Source organism: Pseudarthrobacter phenanthrenivorans (assembly GCF_000813845.1).
Lineage (GTDB): Bacteria > Actinomycetota > Actinomycetes > Actinomycetales > Micrococcaceae > Arthrobacter > Arthrobacter phenanthrenivorans_B.
The window spans coordinates 38,974-55,414 of sequence record NZ_JWTB01000024.1 but is presented as its reverse complement, the minus strand read 5'-3'; the positions used below and the strand labels follow the sequence as shown (position 1 = coordinate 55,414).

Genomic DNA, 16,441 nt, shown 5'->3' with positions numbered 1-16,441 from the left:
GGAGATGGCCATGGCAAAGACATTGGCCGAGAAGGTCTGGGACGCACATGTGGTGCGCAAAGGTGACGGCGACGGTGCCAACGCCCAGCCGGACCTTCTCTACATCGACCTCCACCTGGTCCACGAAGTCACGTCCCCGCAGGCGTTCGAAGGCCTGCGCCTGGCCGGCCGCAAGCTGCGCCGTCCGGACCTGACCATTGCCACCGAGGACCACAACACCCCCACGCTGGACATCGACAAGCCCATTGCCGACCTCACCAGCCGCACCCAGATCCAGACCCTGCGCAACAACTGCGCGGAGTTCGGCGTCCGGCTGCACAGCCTGGGCGACGCCGAGCAGGGCATCGTCCACGTGGTGGGTCCGCAGCTGGGCCTCACCCAGCCCGGCATGACCGTGGTCTGCGGCGACTCGCATACCTCTACGCACGGCGCTTTCGGTGCCCTCGCCATGGGCATCGGCACCTCCGAGGTGGAGCATGTCATGGCCACCCAGACGCTGTCGCTGAAGCCGTTCAAGACCATGGCCATCAACGTCGAAGGCACGCTCCGCCCCGGCGTCACCGCCAAGGACATTATCCTCGCCGTCATCGCCAAGATTGGCACCGGCGGCGGCCAGGGCTACGTCCTGGAATACCGTGGCTCCGCCATCCGCGCCCTCTCCATGGAAGCGCGGATGACCATCTGCAACATGTCCATCGAAGCCGGCGCGCGCGCCGGCATGGTGGCTCCCGACGAAACCACCTACGCCTACATGCAGGGCCGCCCGCACGCGCCCCAGGGCGCAGACTGGGATGCCGCCGTCGAATACTGGAACACCCTGGCAAGCGACGACGACGCGGTCTTCGACGCCCAGGTGGACCTGGACGCCGACACCCTGGAGCCGTTCGTCACCTGGGGCACCAACCCCGGCCAGGGCGTGTCCCTGTCCGAGTCCGTGCCGTCGCCGGAGGACTTCGCTGACGAGAACGCCAAGGCCGCCGCGGAACGTGCGCTGCAGTACATGGGGCTGGAAGCCGGCACGCCGATGAAGGACATCCGCGTGGACACCGTCTTCCTGGGCTCGTGCACCAACTCCCGCATCGAGGACCTGCGCGCCGCCGCTGACATCATCCGCGGCCGCGAGAAGGACCCCCAGGTCCGGATGCTCGTGGTGCCCGGCTCGGCCCGTGTCAGGCTCGAAGCCGAGGCTGAGGGCCTGGACCGCGTGTTCAAGGACTTCGGTGCCGAATGGCGCTTCGCCGGCTGCTCCATGTGCCTGGGCATGAACCCGGACCAGCTGGAACCGGGGGAGCGGTGCGCCTCCACGTCCAACCGCAACTTCGAAGGCCGCCAGGGCAAGGGCGGCCGCACCCACCTGGTCTCCCCGGTGGTGGCAGCCGCGACGGCAGTGCGCGGCACGCTCAGCTCGCCGTCGGACCTTGAACCGGCTCCCGAACCCGCCGCCATCCGCATCGACGCAGCCTAGGACTACACCATGGAAAAGTTCACCAAGCACACCGGCATCGGCGTCCCGCTGCGCCAGAGCAACGTTGACACCGACCAGATCATCCCCGCGGTGTACCTCAAGCGCATCACCCGGACCGGCTTCGAGGACGCCCTGTTCTCGGCCTGGCGCAAAGACCCGTCCTTCATCCTGAACCAGGAGCCCTACAGCACCGGATCGGTGCTCGTGGCAGGTCCTGATTTCGGCACCGGTTCCTCCCGCGAGCACGCCGTCTGGGCCCTCAAGGACTATGGATTCAAGGCCGTCCTGTCCTCCCGTTTTGCGGATATCTTCCGTGGCAACTCGGGCAAGCAGGGACTGCTGGCCGCGCAGGTGGCCCAGGACGACATCGAGCTCATCTGGAAGGAACTCGAGAACGCACCGGGTACCCAGGTCACGGTAGACCTCGAGTCTAAGACGGTGGTCTGCGGCAACATCGTGGCGCCGTTCGACATTGACGACTACACCCGGTGGCGGCTCCTGGAAGGCCTGGATGACATCGGGCTGACCCTCCAGCACGAGGCCGACATCACGGCCTACGAGGCCACGCGGCCGCCGTTCAAGCCCAAGACGCTGCCGGCAAAGCTTTCCTGAGCCTGGGCGCACCGGCGGCGGGGGGCGGCTTCGCCACGCCCCGCCGCCGGTGCGCCCTTATTTCGGTTCGGTAACGCGACCTCCTATGCTTGGTTGGAGCCTTTGCAAGGTTTTGGGGGCTAGTGATCGTGAGGAAACCGGTATATGAGTAGTGTTCTGACAATCCGCGGCGGTGTCCCGCTTACAGGCCGCGTCACCGTCCGTGGGGCAAAGAATCTGGTCCCCAAGGCAATGGTGGCGGCGTTGCTGGGCAACGAACCCTCGGTGTTGCGGAACGTGCCGGAAATCAAGGACGTCGAGGTTGTCACCTCCCTGCTGCAGCTGCACGGCGTGACAGTCGAGAAGGACCCGGTCAACGGCGATCTCACCCTCGATCCCAAGGCCGCCAAGACGGCGCCGAGCACCGCCATCGACGCCCATGCCGGCGACTCCCGCATTCCCATCCTGCTGTGCGGGCCGCTGATCCACGCGATCGGCGAGGCCTTCATCCCGGACCTGGGCGGCTGCAAGATTGGCGACCGTCCCATCGACTACCACCTGGATGTGCTGCGCCAGTTCGGCGCCGTAGTGGAGAAGCGCCCCGGCGGCATCCACATCTCGGCTCCCAAGGGCCTGCACGGCGCCAAGATCTCGCTGCCGTACCCGTCCGTGGGGGCCACCGAGCAGGTCCTGCTCAGCGCCACCCGTGCCGAAGGCATCACCGAGCTGTCAGGTGCCGCCACCGAGCCGGAAATCATCGACCTCATCGCCGTGCTGCAGAAGATGGGCGCCATCATCAGCGTCCAGACGGACCGCACCATCCGCATCGAAGGCGTCCGTGACCTGGGCGGCTACAACCACCGCGCACTGTCCGACCGGAACGAATCGGCGTCCTGGGCTTCGGCGGCGCTGGTCACCCGCGGCGACATCTTCGTCGAGGGTGCCTCGCAGCGGGACATGATGACCTTCCTGAACACCTACCGCAAGGTGGGCGGCGGCATGGACATCGGCGAGGACGGGATCCGGTTCTACCACAAGGGCGGAAAGCTCAACCCGCTGGTCCTCGAAACGGACGTCCACCCCGGGTTCATGACCGACTGGCAGCAGCCGCTCGTGGTGGCGCTGACCCAGGCCGAAGGCGTTTCCATCGTCCACGAAACGGTCTACGAAAACCGGTTCGGCTTCACCGACGCCCTGATCCGGATGGGCGCCAGCATCCAGGTGCACCGGGAGTGCCTGGGCAGCGTGCCGTGCCGGTTCGGCCAGCGCAACTTCCTGCATTCCGCCGTGATCAGCGGCCCCACCCAGCTGAAGGGAACCGATATCGACGTCCCCGACCTGCGCGGCGGCTTCAGCCACCTGATCGCGGCCCTCGCCGCCACCGGGACCTCGCGCGTCACCGGCATTGACATCATCAACCGCGGCTACGAGCGGTTCACTGAAAAGCTCGCGGGCCTCGGCGCCGACTTCGACATCACCACCACGAAGTAGCGCGGGACCGTGAAGGAATCGGCCAAGAGCAGGGCCACATTTGTGTTCATCGCCGGCATCGCCCGGCCGCTGCTGAACCTCATGATGTCCAAGACCTGGGAAGGCACCGAAAAGCTTCCCGCCGGCGGCTTCATCGCCGCCCCCAACCACTGCACCGAGATCGACCCCCTCGTGGTGGGGCACATGCTGTACAACCAGAAGCGCGCCCCGCACTTCCTGGCGAAGGCTGCGCTGTTCAAGGTCCCCGGCCTGGGTGCGCTCCTGCGCGCCACCAAGCAGGTGCCCGTGGAACGCTCGACGGCGGGCGCCAACCGGTCGCTGCAGGTGGCCCAGGAGATCGTGGCTGAGGGCGGCGCGATCATCATCTACCCGGAGGGCACGCTGACCCGCGACCCGGACCTGTGGCCGATGAAGGGCCACACCGGGGCTGCCCGGCTGGCCCTCGAAGGCGACATCCCCGTGGTTCCCATCGCGCACTGGGGTGCGCACGAGGTGTTCCCGCGGTACGGCAAGTCATTCCATCTGTTTCCCCGGAAACGGTCCCGCGTCGTGGTGGGCGATCCGGTGGACCTGAGCGCCTTCCGCGGGCGCCCGCTGGACAAGGCGACGCTGACCGAGGCCACCGAAGTGATCATGGATGCCATCACCAGCCTCCTTGCCGGCCTGCGCGGCGCGCAGCCCCCCGCGGAGCGCTGGGACCCGGCGAAGCAGCAGCAGGCCAAGCACGGCCGCTTCGTGGACCGCGGACAGAAGCCAGGCACCGGAACGGAAGCCCAGTGACCGCTGACGCAAAGCCGGGAGCGGCCCGCACCGTGGCCGTCCTCGGCGCGGGGTCGTGGGGGACCACGTTCGCCAAGATCCTAGCCGACGCCGCGATTGCCACCGGCGCCGAACGCAGCATCAGGCTGTGGGGCCGGCGGGCCGAAGTGGTGGACGAAATCAACGCCAGCCACCGCAACAGCGATTACCTGAAGGACATCGTCCTGCCGGGGAGCATCACGGCGTCCACAGACGTGCGCAGCGTCCTTGCCGGAGCCGACCTGGTGGTGCTTGCCGTTCCGGCCCAGTCCCTGCGCCCGCAGCTGCGGGAATGGAAGGACATGATCGCCCCCGGAGCAGTCGTCGTCTCCCTGATGAAGGGCCTTGAGCTCGGGACCGACGCCCGGATGAGCGAGGTGATCAGCGAGGAACTCAACCTCCCGCCGGACCGCATCGCCGTGGTGTCCGGTCCCAACCTCGCCATGGAAATTGCCCGCGAGGAGCCCACCGCATCGGTGGTTGCCTGCACGGATCCGGCCACCGCCGGGTGGCTGGCCCGGAGCTGCACCGCACCCTACTTCCGGCCGTACACCACAGCTGACGTTGTCGGCGTCGAAATCGGCGGCATCGTAAAGAACGTCATCGCCCTGGCAGTGGGCATTTGCGAAGGCAAGGAGATGGGGGACAACACCAAGGCCTCCGTCATCACCAGGGGCCTGGCCGAAACGTCGCGCCTGGCGCTGGCACTGGGCGGCGAGGCCAAGACCATGGCCGGACTCGCCGGGCTCGGCGACCTCGTGGCCACCTGCTCGTCCGCGCTGTCGCGCAACCATACGGCCGGCAGGCTCCTCGGCCAGGGCCTGACGCTGGAGGAGGTGGGCCGGAAGATGACCCAGACTGCCGAAGGCATCAAGTCAGGCCAGGCCGTCCACGAACTTGCCGGCAAGCTCGGCGTCGAAATGCCCATCACTGCCGCTGTTGTCGCGGTGCTGGCAGGCAAACTGTCCGTTGACCAACTGGGGCCCGTCCTGCTGTCCCGGGAATTGAAACCTGAAGGCGATTACTGACCATGTCCCACGACGAAGCCACCACCCGGGAAACGGCCACCACCAGGAAACCGCGCGTAGCCGTACTTTTTGGCGGCCGCTCCAGTGAGCATGCCGTCAGCTGCGTCACCGCAGCCGGCGTGCTGGGCGCCATCAACAAGGAGAAATACGAGGTGATCCCCATCGGGATCGCCAAGACCGGACAGTGGGTCCTCGCGCCCGCCGAAACCGCCCAGTGGTCCCTCGCGGCATCCTCGCTTCCCGAAGTCGTGCCGTCATCAGAGACCGTCACCCTGGCGGAGATCGGCGGCGAGCACCAGCTGATCGTGGCATCGCCCAACCAGGTGCCGCAGGAACTGGGCGCCGTCGACGTTGTCTTTCCGCTCCTGCACGGCCCCTTCGGCGAGGACGGCACCATCCAGGGCCTGCTCGAGCTCTCGGATACCCGCTATGTCGGCGCGGGGGTCCTGGCCTCCGCCATCGGCATGGACAAGCACTACATGAAGGTGGTCTTCGAAGCCGCGGGGCTGCATGTTGGACCCTACGTGGCCGTGACCGACCGGCAGTGGCAAAAGGACCCGGAAGCTGTCCGGAAGCAGGTGGACCGGCTGGGGTTCCCCGTCTTCGTCAAGCCGGCGCGTGCCGGCTCGTCGATGGGCATCTCCAAGGTGGATTCCCTGGAGGAGCTGGACGCCGCCATCGAGGAAGCCCGCCGCCACGACCTCAAGCTCGTCATCGAGGCCGGGATCGTCGGACGCGAAATCGAGTGCGCCGTCCTGGAGGGGAGGGGCACCGATGCGCCCCGGACGTCCATGCCCGGTGAGATCTCGGTAGCCGGCGGAACGCATGAGTTCTACGACTTCAACGCCAAGTACGTTGAGGACGATGCCGCATCCCTGAGCTGCCCGGCGGACATTCCCGCGGAAGCCATCGCGAGGGTCCGGGAACTGGCCGCCGCCGCCTTCGACGCCGTGGGCGCGGAGGGCCTGAGCCGGGTGGACTTCTTCTACACGCCCGAGGGCGAGCTGATCATCAACGAGATCAACACCATGCCCGGCTTCACGCCCAAGAGCATGTACCCGCAGATGTGGGCAGCCTCAGGGCTGGGCTACGCCGAACTGATCGACGAACTCATCTACCTCGCGCTGCACCGCAAGACCGGGCTCCGCTAATCCCCACCGGCGCCCTAACCTCGCTTCGCTTCGGCCAGGGAACCCCGCCGGCGTGGGCCCACCCACCGGCGCCCTAACCTCGCTTCGCTTCGGCCAGGGAACCCCGCCGGCGTGGGCCCACCCACCGGTGATTGAGCCGGTGGTTGAGCCTGTCGAAACCTACTGGCTTTGCGGCAGGTTCTGCAGGTCTTCCTGGCCCACGCAGTTCCGCACGGAAGGGACCTTGGCGGCTGCTGCTGCCAGATCCGCCAGTACGGTTGCGGAACTGATCTTGTCCGGGTCCATCAGGATTTCCGTGGCCGGTTCCCGGCCGTAGGTGGTCAGCGTCCAGACCGGGTCGCCTTCCTTGATCACCCAGTCGACGCCGTTGACGGTGACACACCGGTCAGTCGTCGGCCCGGGCACATTGACGCCGCAGCGCAGGATGACAAGCGACGGATCGCCCCAGGCCGCGGTTGCCTGGCTGTTGGTCTTGCGCAGTTTCGAATCGCCGATCGCGTCGGGAAGGGCCACCATCATGGGCGCGCAGGCCGGATTGGCGGCGTCCTTGGCGGCGGTGACGTCCACCGCTGCGGAGCAGGCAGTCAAGGAGAGGGCGGCGAGTCCCCCCACCATCGCCATCCTGGCGGCACGGGCGGACAGGGGCAGGTGGGGATGGTGCATGGTTCCAGCCTATCGCCGCCGCGGTCCCCGCACGGACACGATGTCGGTCCGGCGCGGTAGCGTAGTGGCGTGCCAGAAGACCTCCGTAACCGCGTTGACCGCCAGCCCACCATTGCCGGCCTGTCCGAAGCAGACCTGCTGGCCCGGATCTTCCCGCGCCTCCGCATGGCGGAGTCCCACACCTCCAGCACCCTGCTCGGGCCCGGGGATGACGCAGCCATCGTGGCAGCCCCGGATGGCCGGACCCTCATCAGCATCGACACCCAGGTCCAGGACCAGGATTTCCGTCTCCAGTGGCCCAACGGCTACCGCACCACGGGCTTCGACGTCGGGTGGAAGGCTGCCGCGCAGAACCTGAGCGACATCAACGCCATGGGGGCGCGGGCCACGTCGATGGTGGTCAGCCTGACCCTTCCCGTCGACACCCCGGTGAAGTGGGTGGAGGATCTCGCGGATGGATTGACGGCGGCGATCCGCGGTCTGGGGGCAACGCAGTGCTCGGTCGCGGGCGGGGACCTTGGCCGGGGAAGCGAAATTTCGGTGACGGTCGCGGTGCTGGGAACGCTCGACGGCGGCAGTCCGGTCCTGCGCTCCGGAGCCCGGGCGGGGGATACCTTGGCGCTGGCCGGAACAGCCGGCCACGCAGCGGCCGGCCTCGCCCTGCTGGAGTCTGACGTTCCGGTGGACAGCCTCGGCCCCGCGGAGCGTGTCTTCTTGGACCTGCAGTCCCGCCCGCGGCCCCCATTGGATGCCGGCCCCGAAGCGCGTGCGGCAGGCGCCACGGCCATGCTCGACATATCGGACGGGCTCCTGCGCGACGGCCGCCGGCTGGCACAGGCCAGCAACGTCATGGTGGCGCTCGACCCCGGCCGGCTGGAACAGCTGGCTGCCCGCCTGGCTCCGGCAGCGGACCTGCTGGGCGCGGATGCCGGGCAGTGGGTGCTGGGCGGAGGCGAGGACCACGGCCTGCTTGCCACATTCCCTGCCGGCGTTCAGCTGCCACCCGGATTCACTGCGATAGGCTCGATACATGCATTCGGTACCGACGACGGCCCGGGTGTCCTGATGGCGGGCCGGCCCGCGGACACCGGGGGATGGGATCACTTTGCACACTAAGGTTGCCGCCAACGCGCTGGCGATGAAGAGGTGGCTGGGCAAGGCGGAAACTGCCCTGGGGAACCACAGTGACCGGCTCAACGCCATCAACATCTTTCCCGTGGCCGACGGCGATACCGGCACCAACCTCTACCTCACGGTCCGCGCCGCCGCCCGTTCACTGGTGTTCGGCGACGACCAGCCCGCTCCCGTTGACGTCGGCGAAGTCCTCGCCATCGCCGGACAGGCGGCCATGGAGGAAGCGCGGGGAAACTCGGGAACGCTGTTTTCGGTGTTCCTGTGCGCTGCCGCCGAACCGTTGGCCGGGCACACCCGGCTGACGTCCACGCTCCTCTCGGCGGCGCTGAACCGCGCCCAGATCCGGGCCTGGTCAGCCCTGAGCGATCCCGTTCCCGGAACCATGCTTTCGGTCATGGAGGCGGCCGCCCGTGCCGCGGCAGCGGTCGACGCCGGGCAGGACGGCGATGACAGCAACCACGCGCTGGGGCTGGCCCTGGATGCAGCAGTGGAGGGGGCCCTGGCCGCCGTGATCCACACGGAAGAACAGCTGGACGCGCTGCAGTCCGCCCATGTGGTCGATGCTGGGGGCGTGGGTATGCTCCTGATCCTCGACTGCCTCCGCTCCGCGGTCCTCGGCGAGGAACTTCAGAACGAACTCCTGGATGGCCTGCACGGCTACGACGTCTCCGACCCCCACATCCACACCACGCTGCCGGACGATGACGGCGTGGAAGTCATGTGCACCATCAGCCTCTCGCCGCTGAACGCGGCTACCCTCCGGCAGCGCCTGGACGAGATCGGTGAGTCCGTCATCATGAGCCAGGTAGGCAGCGGCCCGGACCCCGAAGGCAACTACCGGTGGCGCGTCCATGTCCACGTCCCGGAGCCCGGCCAGGCCGTGGACACCATCCGGTCCATCGGCGAGCCGGCCCAGATCAGCATCAGTGAACTGGCCCTGCCGCGCGACCCGGATGCCGATGCAGTGAACTCCGGCGGGCATGAACGCTGAGCTGGACCTGGCCCTGGAACGGCGGATCGGAAAACGTTCCGCCGCGGTCATCGAGAAACACCTCGGCATCACCACCGTTGAGGGACTGCTGACCTACTTTCCCCGCCGTTACCTTCTGCGGGGCGAACTGACTGCCATCAGCGAACTGCCACTTAACGAGGAAGTCACCCTCATCGCCCGCGTGCTGTCCAGCAGCACCCGGAGCATGCAGGCGCGCCGCGGCACCATCACCGACGTCATCGTGTCCGACGACGACGGGCAGCAGGGGCTCCGGCTGGTGGGCGGCCGGGACTTCCACGGCAAAGTGCCCGGCACCCTCAAAATCAGCTTCTTCAATGGATTCAAGGCCAAGAACGAGCTGCTGCAGGGGCGCCGCGCCCTGTTCTCGGGCAAGGTCACCAGCTTCAAGGGCCAGCTGGGCCTCACCAACCCGGACTTCCAGGTCCTGGACGAGGACCCCTTCGTCCACGGCAGCGGCGACCCGGAGAAGCTGGCCGCGATGCCGATTCCGGTGTATCCGGCGACGGCGAAGCTGCCCTCCTGGAGAATCCAGAAGGTGATCGGCACCCTGCTCGAGACCCTGGACCTCGGCTCGTTGCCGGACCCGGTTCCGCCGGCCGTGGCCGCCAGGGAAGGCTTCCTGCCCGTGGCGGACGCCTACCGGCTCATCCATGCGCCTGAAACGCCGTCGGACTGGAAGCGCGCGCGGGACCGGTTCCGTTACCAGGAAGCATTGGTGCTCCAGTCCGCCCTCGCCAGGCGGCGGGCCCAGCTTGCCGCGGAGGAGGCCACTGCCCGGCGCCCGGTCGGTGACGGGATCCTGGCCGCGTTCGACCGGAACCTGCCCTTCACGCTCACGGCCGGCCAGGCCGCCGTCGGCAGGACCCTGGCCGGGGAACTCGCGCAGGATACCCCCATGAACCGCCTGCTGCAGGGTGAAGTGGGTTCCGGCAAGACGGTCGTGGCGCTGCGGGCAATGCTGCAGGTGGTGGACGCCGGCGGACAGGCCGCCCTCCTTGCCCCCACCGAAGTCCTCGCAGCCCAGCACTACGATTCCATCCGCCGCACGCTGGGACCGCTGTCCAGCGACGGACTCCTGGGCGGCCTGGCCGGCGGCAACGGCCCTTCCGTCCAGGTCACCCTGCTGACCGGGTCCATGCCAACTGCTGCACGTAAACAGGCCATGCTCGACGCCGCCTCCGGGACTGCCGGAATCATCATCGGCACCCACGCGCTGCTCAGCGACAACGTGTCCTTCTACGACCTCGGCCTGATCGTGGTGGACGAACAGCACCGCTTCGGCGTGGAACAGCGCGATGCCCTCAGGGCCAAGGCCAGGAAGCCTCCCCACCTGCTGGTCATGACCGCCACGCCCATTCCCCGCACGGTGGCCATGACCGTGTTTGGCGACCTTGAAACCTCCACCCTCGATGAACTGCCCAAGGGCAGGGCGCCCATCACCACCCATCTCGTCGGGCTGGCCGAAAACCCTGCGTGGGCGGCGCGGATCTGGGCGCGCGCACGGGAAGAGATCGACGCCGGCCACCAGGTGTACGTCGTCTGTCCCAAGATTGGGACGGACGACGACGGCGACTTCAGTCCGGGGGAAGCGGCACCTCCGGGCGCGGACGCCGAAGAGGGGCGGGAGCTCGCGTCGGTCACCGCCGTCGTCGAACACCTGCTGGCCGAACCATCACTGGCCGGTGTTCCGCTGGCCCCGCTCCACGGGCGCCAGGATCCGGACCTGAAAACGGAGACCATGGCGGGGTTCACCGCCAACGAGGTCAAGCTCCTGGTGTCCACCACGGTGATCGAAGTGGGGGTGGACGTGCACAATGCCACCCTGATGGTCATCCTCGACGCCGACAGGTTCGGTATCTCCCAGCTGCACCAGCTGCGCGGCCGGGTGGGGCGCGGGGGACTGCCCGGAACCTGCCTGCTGGTGACCGCCCTCGACCCCGGGCATCCAAGCCGCCGCAGGCTGGACGCCGTCGCCGCCACCACCGACGGCTTCGTCCTTTCCCAGGAGGACCTCAAGCTGCGGCGCGAGGGCGACATCCTGGGCGCCTCCCAATCGGGCGGACGCTCCACCCTGAAACTGCTGCGGGTCCTGGACCACGAGGACGTGATTGCCCGGGCCCGGGACGACGCACAGGCCATCGTCGGCGGCGATCCCTTGCTGTCCGGCCACCTGGAACTCGCCGATGCGATTGAGAAGTACCTCAACCCCGAGAAGGAGGCGTTCCTTGAACGCGGTTAGCAACAACAGCGCGGCGGACGCGCCCGGATTGCGGTGGGTGCGGTGACCCGGATCATCGCCGGCGCGGGCGGCGGAACCACGCTGGCCGCTGTCCCGGGGTCCCTGACCAGGCCCACCACCGACCGCGTCAAGGAAGCGCTCTTTTCCCGCCTTGACGCCTTCGACGTCGTCGCGGACTCCCGGGTGCTGGACCTTTATGCAGGCTCAGGTGCCCTTGGGGTGGAAAGCGGCAGCCGGGGCGCGCGGACCGTGGACCTGGTGGAATCCGACGCCAAAGCCAGTGCCGTGTGCCAGCGCAACGCCGACCTCATCAATGGCGTCCTGGGCCGCAAGACCGTCACCGTGCACCGTTCCAGGGTCGAGCCCTTCCTTGACCGTGCCGCCCCGGACGCAGCCTGGGACCTGGTCTTCCTCGACCCGCCCTACCCGCTGGAGGACGGGCCGCTGTCCGCGGTGCTGCAGAAGCTGGCCGCCCACCTGGCCCCGGGCGCAGTGGTGGTGGTGGAACGCTCGTCCCGCTCCCCGGAACCGGGATGGCCGGAAGGGATGGCACGGTTTGCGGAGAAAAAGTACGGCGAAACCCGGTTGTGGTTCGCCGAACCGGCCGTGCCCGATGCGATTGCTCCCGATGACCTTGCCGATGCTCCGGGGCCGGACGCCGGGGGCCTAGCCTGAGAAGGGGTCCAGGTCCACTCCGGCGAGGACCCGGGCAGGATGGGGGCCACGGGCGGTAAGGTCAGCTGTCCAGGATTCCGGCCACGGGCCCTGCGTCCCCACGAGGATGATGTTGCCCGGGTACCTGCCCTCGAACATGCCGGCCTCCGCGAAGGCTGCCACGTCCGCCATGGCCCCGCGCATGGCCGCCACCTGGCTGCGGACCAGTGTGAGCGCCGCTTCGTCGCCCACATTGACGATCAGCAGGCCGTGGGGAGCCAGGCGCTCACGTGCCTCACGGTAGAACCCGCGTTCGGCAATGTGGGCGGGCGCGTCCGGGCCGGAGAAGATGTCCAGGATGACGACGTCGAACGGAGCGTCAGCGTGAAGCTCTCCGAGGGCTGCGCGCGCGTCACCGATGATCGTGGTCAGGTCGGTGCCCTTCGGCATGGGAAGGTGCCGGAGGACGAAGTCGAGCAGCTCGCGTTCCAATTCCACCGCGTATTGGACAGAGCCGGGTCGGGTGGCCTGGACGTACCGGGCGAGCGTCAGTGCACCGGCGCCGAGGTGGAGCGCCCTGATCGGCTCCCCGGGCGGGGACACGAAGTCCACGAGGTGCCCGATCCTTCGCAGGTACTCGTAGAAGATGTCTTCCGGCCGGTCAAGGTTGACGTGTGACTGTTCAGCGCCACCGATGCTGAGGACGTAGCCGCCATCGGTAAAGGCGTCGGGTTCGATCGTGGCGTGCTGGCCGGTGGTCCGCAGGAACCGGCTGGCCGGCAACCCGCTGGCGGCGGGCATCAGAGCCGGCCGCGCAGGGTGGCCAGCCGGGAGGCGGCTTCCTCCAGGACTTCCGTCTTCTTGCAGAAGGCAAACCGGAGGAGGCTTCGTGTCCGTTCGGCGCCCTCCGGATGGCAGAAGACAGGAACGGGGATGGCGGCGACCCCCACCAGCGCCGGCAGGCGCCTCGCCAGGTCCAGGGCGTCGGTGATGCCCAGCGGTGCGGTATCCACGTTGACGAAGTAGGTTCCCTGCGGCGTGAACACGTCAAAACCCGCGGCACGGAGCCCGGCGCTGAGGATGTCGCGCTTCTGCTGCAGAGTTGCGGCGATGCCCGTATAGAACGCGTCCGGCAGTGCCAGCCCCTTGGCGATCGCTGCCTGGAAGGGGGTGCCCGAGCTGTAGGTGAGGAACTGCTTCACCGTCCGGACGGCCGCCACCAGCTCTTCCGGTCCGCTCAGCCAGCCGACCTTCCATCCGGTCAGGGAGAAGGTCTTGCCGGCGGACGAGATGGTGAGGGTGCGGGCGGCGGCGCCGGGAAGGGTGGCCACGGGAGTGTGGGCCACGCCGAACGTAAGGTGCTCGTACACCTCGTCGGTGATGATGATGCTGCCGTGCCGGGCAGCGAGGTCGACCACGCGCTGCAGGATGGCCGGCGGGAACACGGCGCCGGTGGGATTGTGCGGGTTGTTCAGCAGGACCACTTTGGTCCGTTCAGTAAAGGCCGCTTCCAGGGCCGCCGGGTCCGGCATGAAGTCGGGGGCGGCGAGCGGCACGGTGGTATGGGACGCGCCGGAGAGCCCGATGACTGCGCCGTAGGAGTCGTAGAACGGTTCGAATGTCAGGACCTCGTCGCCCGGGCCGGTGAACGCCAGGAGTGAAGCCGCGATGGCCTCGGTGGCCCCCGTGGTGATGATGACACCGGCCGCGGGGTCCGGAGTGAGCCCGTAGAAGCGCTCCTGGTGTGCCGACACGGCTTCCCGGAGTTCGGGCAGGCCCTTGCCGGGCGCATACTGGTTGGCACCGGCCGCGATGGCGGCCCGTGCGGCCTCACGGATTTCTGCCGGGCCGTCCTCATCCGGGAAGCCCTGTCCGAGGTTGATGGCGCCGGTCTGGACAGCCAGCGTGGTCATCTCTTCGAAGATGGTGACCCCCAGCCCGCCGTCGGGTGCCAGGAGGTTGGCTCCGAGCGCCGTTCGCTGCCAGGGAGCAGGTGCCAGGGGCGTGGAAAGTTCCCGTGGTGGATGCATCCAGTCATGGTATCCCGGCCTTTCGATGCGGTAGGTTCGGAGCATGAGACGCGCTGTGTGCCCCGGTTCCTTCGACCCCATCCACAACGGCCATCTCGAAGTCATTGCGCGGGCCGCCGGTCTTTTTGACGAGGTCATCGTCGCCATCTCCACCAACTACGCCAAGAAGTACATGTTCAGCCTCGAGGAGCGGCTGGAGATGGCGCGTGAAACCTTGGCATCGCTCAAGGGAATCGTGGTGGAACCGGTGGGAGAAGGGCTCCTGGCCGAGTACTGCCGCCAGCGCGGCGTGTCCGCCATCGTCAAGGGGCTCCGCTCGTCGTCCGACTTTGACTATGAACTGCCCATGGCCACCATGAACCGGCAGCTGAGCGGCGTTGAAACCGTCTTCCTTCCGGCGGAGGCAAGCTACCTGCACCTGTCCTCCACCCTCATCAAGGAGGTCGCGGTGCTTGGCGGCAGCGTGTCGGACTACGTCCCCCGGTCGGTGCACCGGCGCATGGCCACCGGCGAGCCTTCGCAGGATCAGCAGCCAAGACGGTAGGCTGGATCGGTACTTCGGCGCTGCCTCGTGCCGGTTTGAGTCCCTGTGGCTCTTCGGGCTAAGATGGTACGTCGGTCATATGTTCAACAGGAGTTCTCATTAACAGAGATGCTGGTTCGCCCCTGGCGTTCGACGTCAAGGACCTCGGGCGCAGCCCGGGAAGCATGCGGACACTGAAGGAACATGTACCCGCACCGGGTGATCTTGGTGTGGCGCTCATTGGTGTTCAGGAAGGCTCGGATGTCGAGCTGGATCTGAGGCTGGAGGCCGTACACGAAGGAATTCTGGTATCAGGTACCGTGGTCGCCGAAGTAACCGGCGAATGCGGCCGATGCCTGGATCCCCTTGCGTATGACCTCGAGGTCAATGTGCAAGAACTTTTCTTCTACGAGGGCGCTGAGCTCTCGGACGGAGAAGAAGATGAAGAGCAACGTCGAGTCGAGCACGATGTAATCGATCTTGAACCGGTGTTGCGGGACGCGGTTGTCACCAATCTGCCGTTCCAGCCGGTGTGCCGGGAAGACTGCCAGGGCCTTTGCTCCGAATGCGGAGTACGCCTGGAAGACGAGCCGGGGCACCACCACGAGGTCCTGGATCCTCGCTGGGCTGCCCTAGCTGATATGGCTAAGCCTGACCGGCAAAATTGATTTGTACGTGTTTGTCTAGAGAGAAATGAGTTAGCCGTGGCTGTTCCCAAGCGGAAAATGTCTCGCTCGAATACCCGCGCCCGCCGCTCGCAGTGGAAGGCGACCGCCCCCCACCTGGTGAAGACCGTTGAGAACGGCCAGGTCACCTACAGCCTGCCGCACCAGGCAAAGGTCGTTACCGACTCTGCTGGCACCGCGCTGTTCCTTGAGTACAAGGGCCGCAAGGTCGCTGACGTCTAATCGGCCCCACAGGCTGACTGATGTCTTCAACTGAAGAGCTTCTGAAGCGTCTCGGTGTCTCTATTGACGCCGGGACGCTTCGTCTTGCGCTTACCCACCGCTCGTACGCGTACGAGAACGGCGGCATTCCCACCAACGAGCGCCTTGAATTCCTGGGCGACTCCATCCTGGGCTTCTCCGTCACCGATGCCTTGTACCGGGACAACCCGGATCTGCCTGAAGGTGAACTGGCCAAGCGGCGCTCCGCCGTCGTCAGTACGCGTGCCCTGGCGGGCATCGGCCGGAGCCTGGGCATTGGCGAGTACATCTATCTGGGCCAGGGCGAAAAGCTGACCCACGGGAAGAACAAGGCCTCGATCCTCGCCGACACCATGGAAGCCCTCATCGGGGCAACCTATGTCTCCAACGACATTGAAACCGCCCGCCAGCTGGTCATGCGGCTGATCGGACCGCTGCTGAAGGACGCCGCAGTCCTGGGCGCCGGCACCGACTGGAAGACCAGCATCCAGGAACTCGCGGCCAGCAGGCAGCTGGGCAGCATTCACTACGCGGTGGACGGCTCCGGACCTGACCATGCCCGCACCTTCACGGCCGTCCTCAACATCGGCGGCACGGCGTACGGCAGGGGCTCCGGCCACTCGAAGAAGGAAGCGGAACAGGAAGCGGCTGCGGACGCCTGGCGGGTCCTGACCGGGACTTCGGCCCAGGACGCCGCCAGCCCCTCCACGGGCTCCGTTGCCGCCAAGTAGCGCCC

Annotated in this window: 17 protein-coding genes; 14 read left to right on the top strand and 3 right to left on the bottom strand. The window is 67.4% G+C overall.

Translation table 11 applies throughout. The features are described 5' to 3' along the window. The first annotated feature begins 10 nt into the window (after nucleotides 1-10). The 6 genes from leuC to RM50_RS12810 all read left to right on the top strand — a co-directional run bounded on the left by leuC (nucleotide 11) and on the right by RM50_RS12810 (nucleotide 6,524). On the top strand, nucleotides 11-1,465 hold the full coding sequence (gene leuC / locus RM50_RS12835; RefSeq protein WP_043453553.1) for a 3-isopropylmalate dehydratase large subunit: 1,455 nt from the start codon (nucleotides 11-13) through the stop codon (nucleotides 1,463-1,465). Between the two features lie 9 nt (nucleotides 1,466-1,474). Next, nucleotides 1,475-2,077 carry a 3-isopropylmalate dehydratase small subunit gene (leuD, locus tag RM50_RS12830; protein WP_043453230.1) on the top strand — a complete coding sequence of 201 codons (603 nt, stop codon included), beginning with the start codon at nucleotides 1,475-1,477 and terminating at the stop codon, nucleotides 2,075-2,077. A 144-nt stretch (nucleotides 2,078-2,221) separates the two neighbouring features. Beyond that, the gene (gene murA, locus RM50_RS12825; protein ID WP_043453227.1) at nucleotides 2,222-3,547 is read left to right on the top strand and encodes a UDP-N-acetylglucosamine 1-carboxyvinyltransferase; all 1,326 of its coding nucleotides are present in this window, start codon (nucleotides 2,222-2,224) and stop codon (nucleotides 3,545-3,547) included. A 9-nt stretch (nucleotides 3,548-3,556) separates the two neighbouring features. Further along, entirely contained in the window at nucleotides 3,557-4,327 is a 771-nt protein-coding gene (locus tag RM50_RS12820; protein ID WP_043453226.1) for a lysophospholipid acyltransferase family protein, read from the top strand. Beyond that, the gene (locus RM50_RS12815; RefSeq protein WP_043453223.1) at nucleotides 4,324-5,373 is read left to right on the top strand and encodes an NAD(P)H-dependent glycerol-3-phosphate dehydrogenase; all 1,050 of its coding nucleotides are present in this window, start codon (nucleotides 4,324-4,326) and stop codon (nucleotides 5,371-5,373) included. Before RM50_RS12820 ends, RM50_RS12815 begins: the two co-directional genes overlap by 4 nt. A gap of 2 nt (nucleotides 5,374-5,375) precedes the next feature. Next, on the top strand, nucleotides 5,376-6,524 hold the full coding sequence (locus tag RM50_RS12810) for a D-alanine--D-alanine ligase family protein (protein WP_043453221.1): 1,149 nt from the start codon (nucleotides 5,376-5,378) through the stop codon (nucleotides 6,522-6,524). Between the two features lie 159 nt (nucleotides 6,525-6,683). On the opposite strand, the gene RM50_RS12805 is transcribed toward RM50_RS12810, so the two are convergent. Further along, nucleotides 6,684-7,187 (bottom strand): DUF3515 domain-containing protein, encoded by a 504-nt coding sequence (locus RM50_RS12805; protein WP_156133883.1) that lies wholly within the window; start codon nucleotides 7,185-7,187, stop codon nucleotides 6,684-6,686. 69 nt (nucleotides 7,188-7,256) lie between these two features. Here RM50_RS12805 and thiL point away from each other — a divergent pair, with 69 nt between their 5' ends. Genes thiL through rsmD form a run of 4 tightly spaced genes read left to right on the top strand, consistent with a single transcriptional unit; the run spans nucleotide 7,257 to nucleotide 12,247 of the window. Next, nucleotides 7,257-8,303 (top strand): thiamine-phosphate kinase, encoded by a 1,047-nt coding sequence (gene thiL, locus RM50_RS12800; protein ID WP_043453218.1) that lies wholly within the window; start codon nucleotides 7,257-7,259, stop codon nucleotides 8,301-8,303. 22 nt (nucleotides 8,304-8,325) lie between these two features. After that, the gene (locus RM50_RS12795) at nucleotides 8,326-9,312 is read left to right on the top strand and encodes a DAK2 domain-containing protein (RefSeq protein ID WP_043453215.1); all 987 of its coding nucleotides are present in this window, start codon (nucleotides 8,326-8,328) and stop codon (nucleotides 9,310-9,312) included. After that, a complete protein-coding gene (locus RM50_RS12790) occupies nucleotides 9,302-11,572 on the top strand; it encodes an ATP-dependent DNA helicase RecG (RefSeq protein ID WP_043453214.1) in 2,271 nt (756 codons plus the stop codon). The genes RM50_RS12795 and RM50_RS12790 overlap by 11 nt, the downstream gene beginning before the upstream one ends. 42 nt (nucleotides 11,573-11,614) lie before the next feature. Then, complete coding sequence (gene rsmD / locus RM50_RS12785) at nucleotides 11,615-12,247, top strand: 16S rRNA (guanine(966)-N(2))-methyltransferase RsmD (RefSeq protein ID WP_043453550.1); 633 nt, start codon at nucleotides 11,615-11,617, stop codon at nucleotides 12,245-12,247. Here rsmD and RM50_RS12780 read toward each other — a convergent pair. Together RM50_RS12780 and RM50_RS12775 are read right to left on the bottom strand one after the other, a co-directional pair. Further along, entirely contained in the window at nucleotides 12,239-13,027 is a 789-nt protein-coding gene (locus RM50_RS12780; RefSeq protein WP_167562167.1) for a spermidine synthase, read from the bottom strand. The genes rsmD and RM50_RS12780 overlap by 9 nt on opposite strands. Further along, on the bottom strand, nucleotides 13,027-14,256 hold the full coding sequence (locus RM50_RS12775) for an aminotransferase class I/II-fold pyridoxal phosphate-dependent enzyme (RefSeq protein ID WP_205622263.1): 1,230 nt from the start codon (nucleotides 14,254-14,256) through the stop codon (nucleotides 13,027-13,029). Before RM50_RS12775 ends, RM50_RS12780 begins: the two co-directional genes overlap by 1 nt. Before the next feature lie 43 nt (nucleotides 14,257-14,299). Between RM50_RS12775 and coaD the strand changes: the two genes are divergently transcribed. The 4 genes from coaD to rnc all read left to right on the top strand — a co-directional run bounded on the left by coaD (nucleotide 14,300) and on the right by rnc (nucleotide 16,436). Continuing rightward, nucleotides 14,300-14,800, top strand: a complete 501-nt coding sequence (coaD, locus tag RM50_RS12770) for a pantetheine-phosphate adenylyltransferase (RefSeq protein WP_043453210.1) — start codon at nucleotides 14,300-14,302, stop codon at nucleotides 14,798-14,800. 122 nt (nucleotides 14,801-14,922) lie between these two features. Next, nucleotides 14,923-15,447 (top strand): YceD family protein, encoded by a 525-nt coding sequence (locus RM50_RS20405; protein ID WP_082007076.1) that lies wholly within the window; start codon nucleotides 14,923-14,925, stop codon nucleotides 15,445-15,447. A 36-nt stretch (nucleotides 15,448-15,483) separates the two neighbouring features. Beyond that, on the top strand, nucleotides 15,484-15,687 hold the full coding sequence (gene rpmF / locus RM50_RS12755; protein WP_009356569.1) for a 50S ribosomal protein L32: 204 nt from the start codon (nucleotides 15,484-15,486) through the stop codon (nucleotides 15,685-15,687). Between the two features lie 20 nt (nucleotides 15,688-15,707). After that, entirely contained in the window at nucleotides 15,708-16,436 is a 729-nt protein-coding gene (rnc, locus tag RM50_RS12750) for a ribonuclease III (RefSeq protein WP_043453205.1), read from the top strand. The last annotated feature ends 5 nt before the right edge of the window (nucleotides 16,437-16,441 follow it).

Bases quoted from the DNA above. Each gene is read 5' to 3' on its own strand.
- leuC (WP_043453553.1), top strand. From the start codon at position 11: ATGGCAAAGACATTGGCCGAGAAGGTCTGGGACGCACATGTGGTGCGC.
- leuD (WP_043453230.1), top strand. From the start codon at position 1,475: ATGGAAAAGTTCACCAAGCACACCGGCATCGGCGTCCCGCTGCGCCAG.
- murA (WP_043453227.1), top strand. From the start codon at position 2,222: ATGAGTAGTGTTCTGACAATCCGCGGCGGTGTCCCGCTTACAGGCCGC.
- RM50_RS12810 (WP_043453221.1), top strand. From the start codon at position 5,376: ATGTCCCACGACGAAGCCACCACCCGGGAAACGGCCACCACCAGGAAA.
- RM50_RS12805 (WP_156133883.1), bottom strand. From the start codon at position 7,187: ATGCACCATCCCCACCTGCCCCTGTCCGCCCGTGCCGCCAGGATGGCG.
- RM50_RS12795 (WP_043453215.1), top strand. From the start codon at position 8,326: ATGAAGAGGTGGCTGGGCAAGGCGGAAACTGCCCTGGGGAACCACAGT.
- RM50_RS12790 (WP_043453214.1), top strand. From the start codon at position 9,302: ATGAACGCTGAGCTGGACCTGGCCCTGGAACGGCGGATCGGAAAACGT.
- RM50_RS12780 (WP_167562167.1), bottom strand. From the start codon at position 13,027: ATGCCCGCCGCCAGCGGGTTGCCGGCCAGCCGGTTCCTGCGGACCACC.
- RM50_RS12775 (WP_205622263.1), bottom strand. From the start codon at position 14,256: ATGCATCCACCACGGGAACTTTCCACGCCCCTGGCACCTGCTCCCTGG.
- coaD (WP_043453210.1), top strand. From the start codon at position 14,300: ATGAGACGCGCTGTGTGCCCCGGTTCCTTCGACCCCATCCACAACGGC.
- rnc (WP_043453205.1), top strand. From the start codon at position 15,708: ATGTCTTCAACTGAAGAGCTTCTGAAGCGTCTCGGTGTCTCTATTGAC.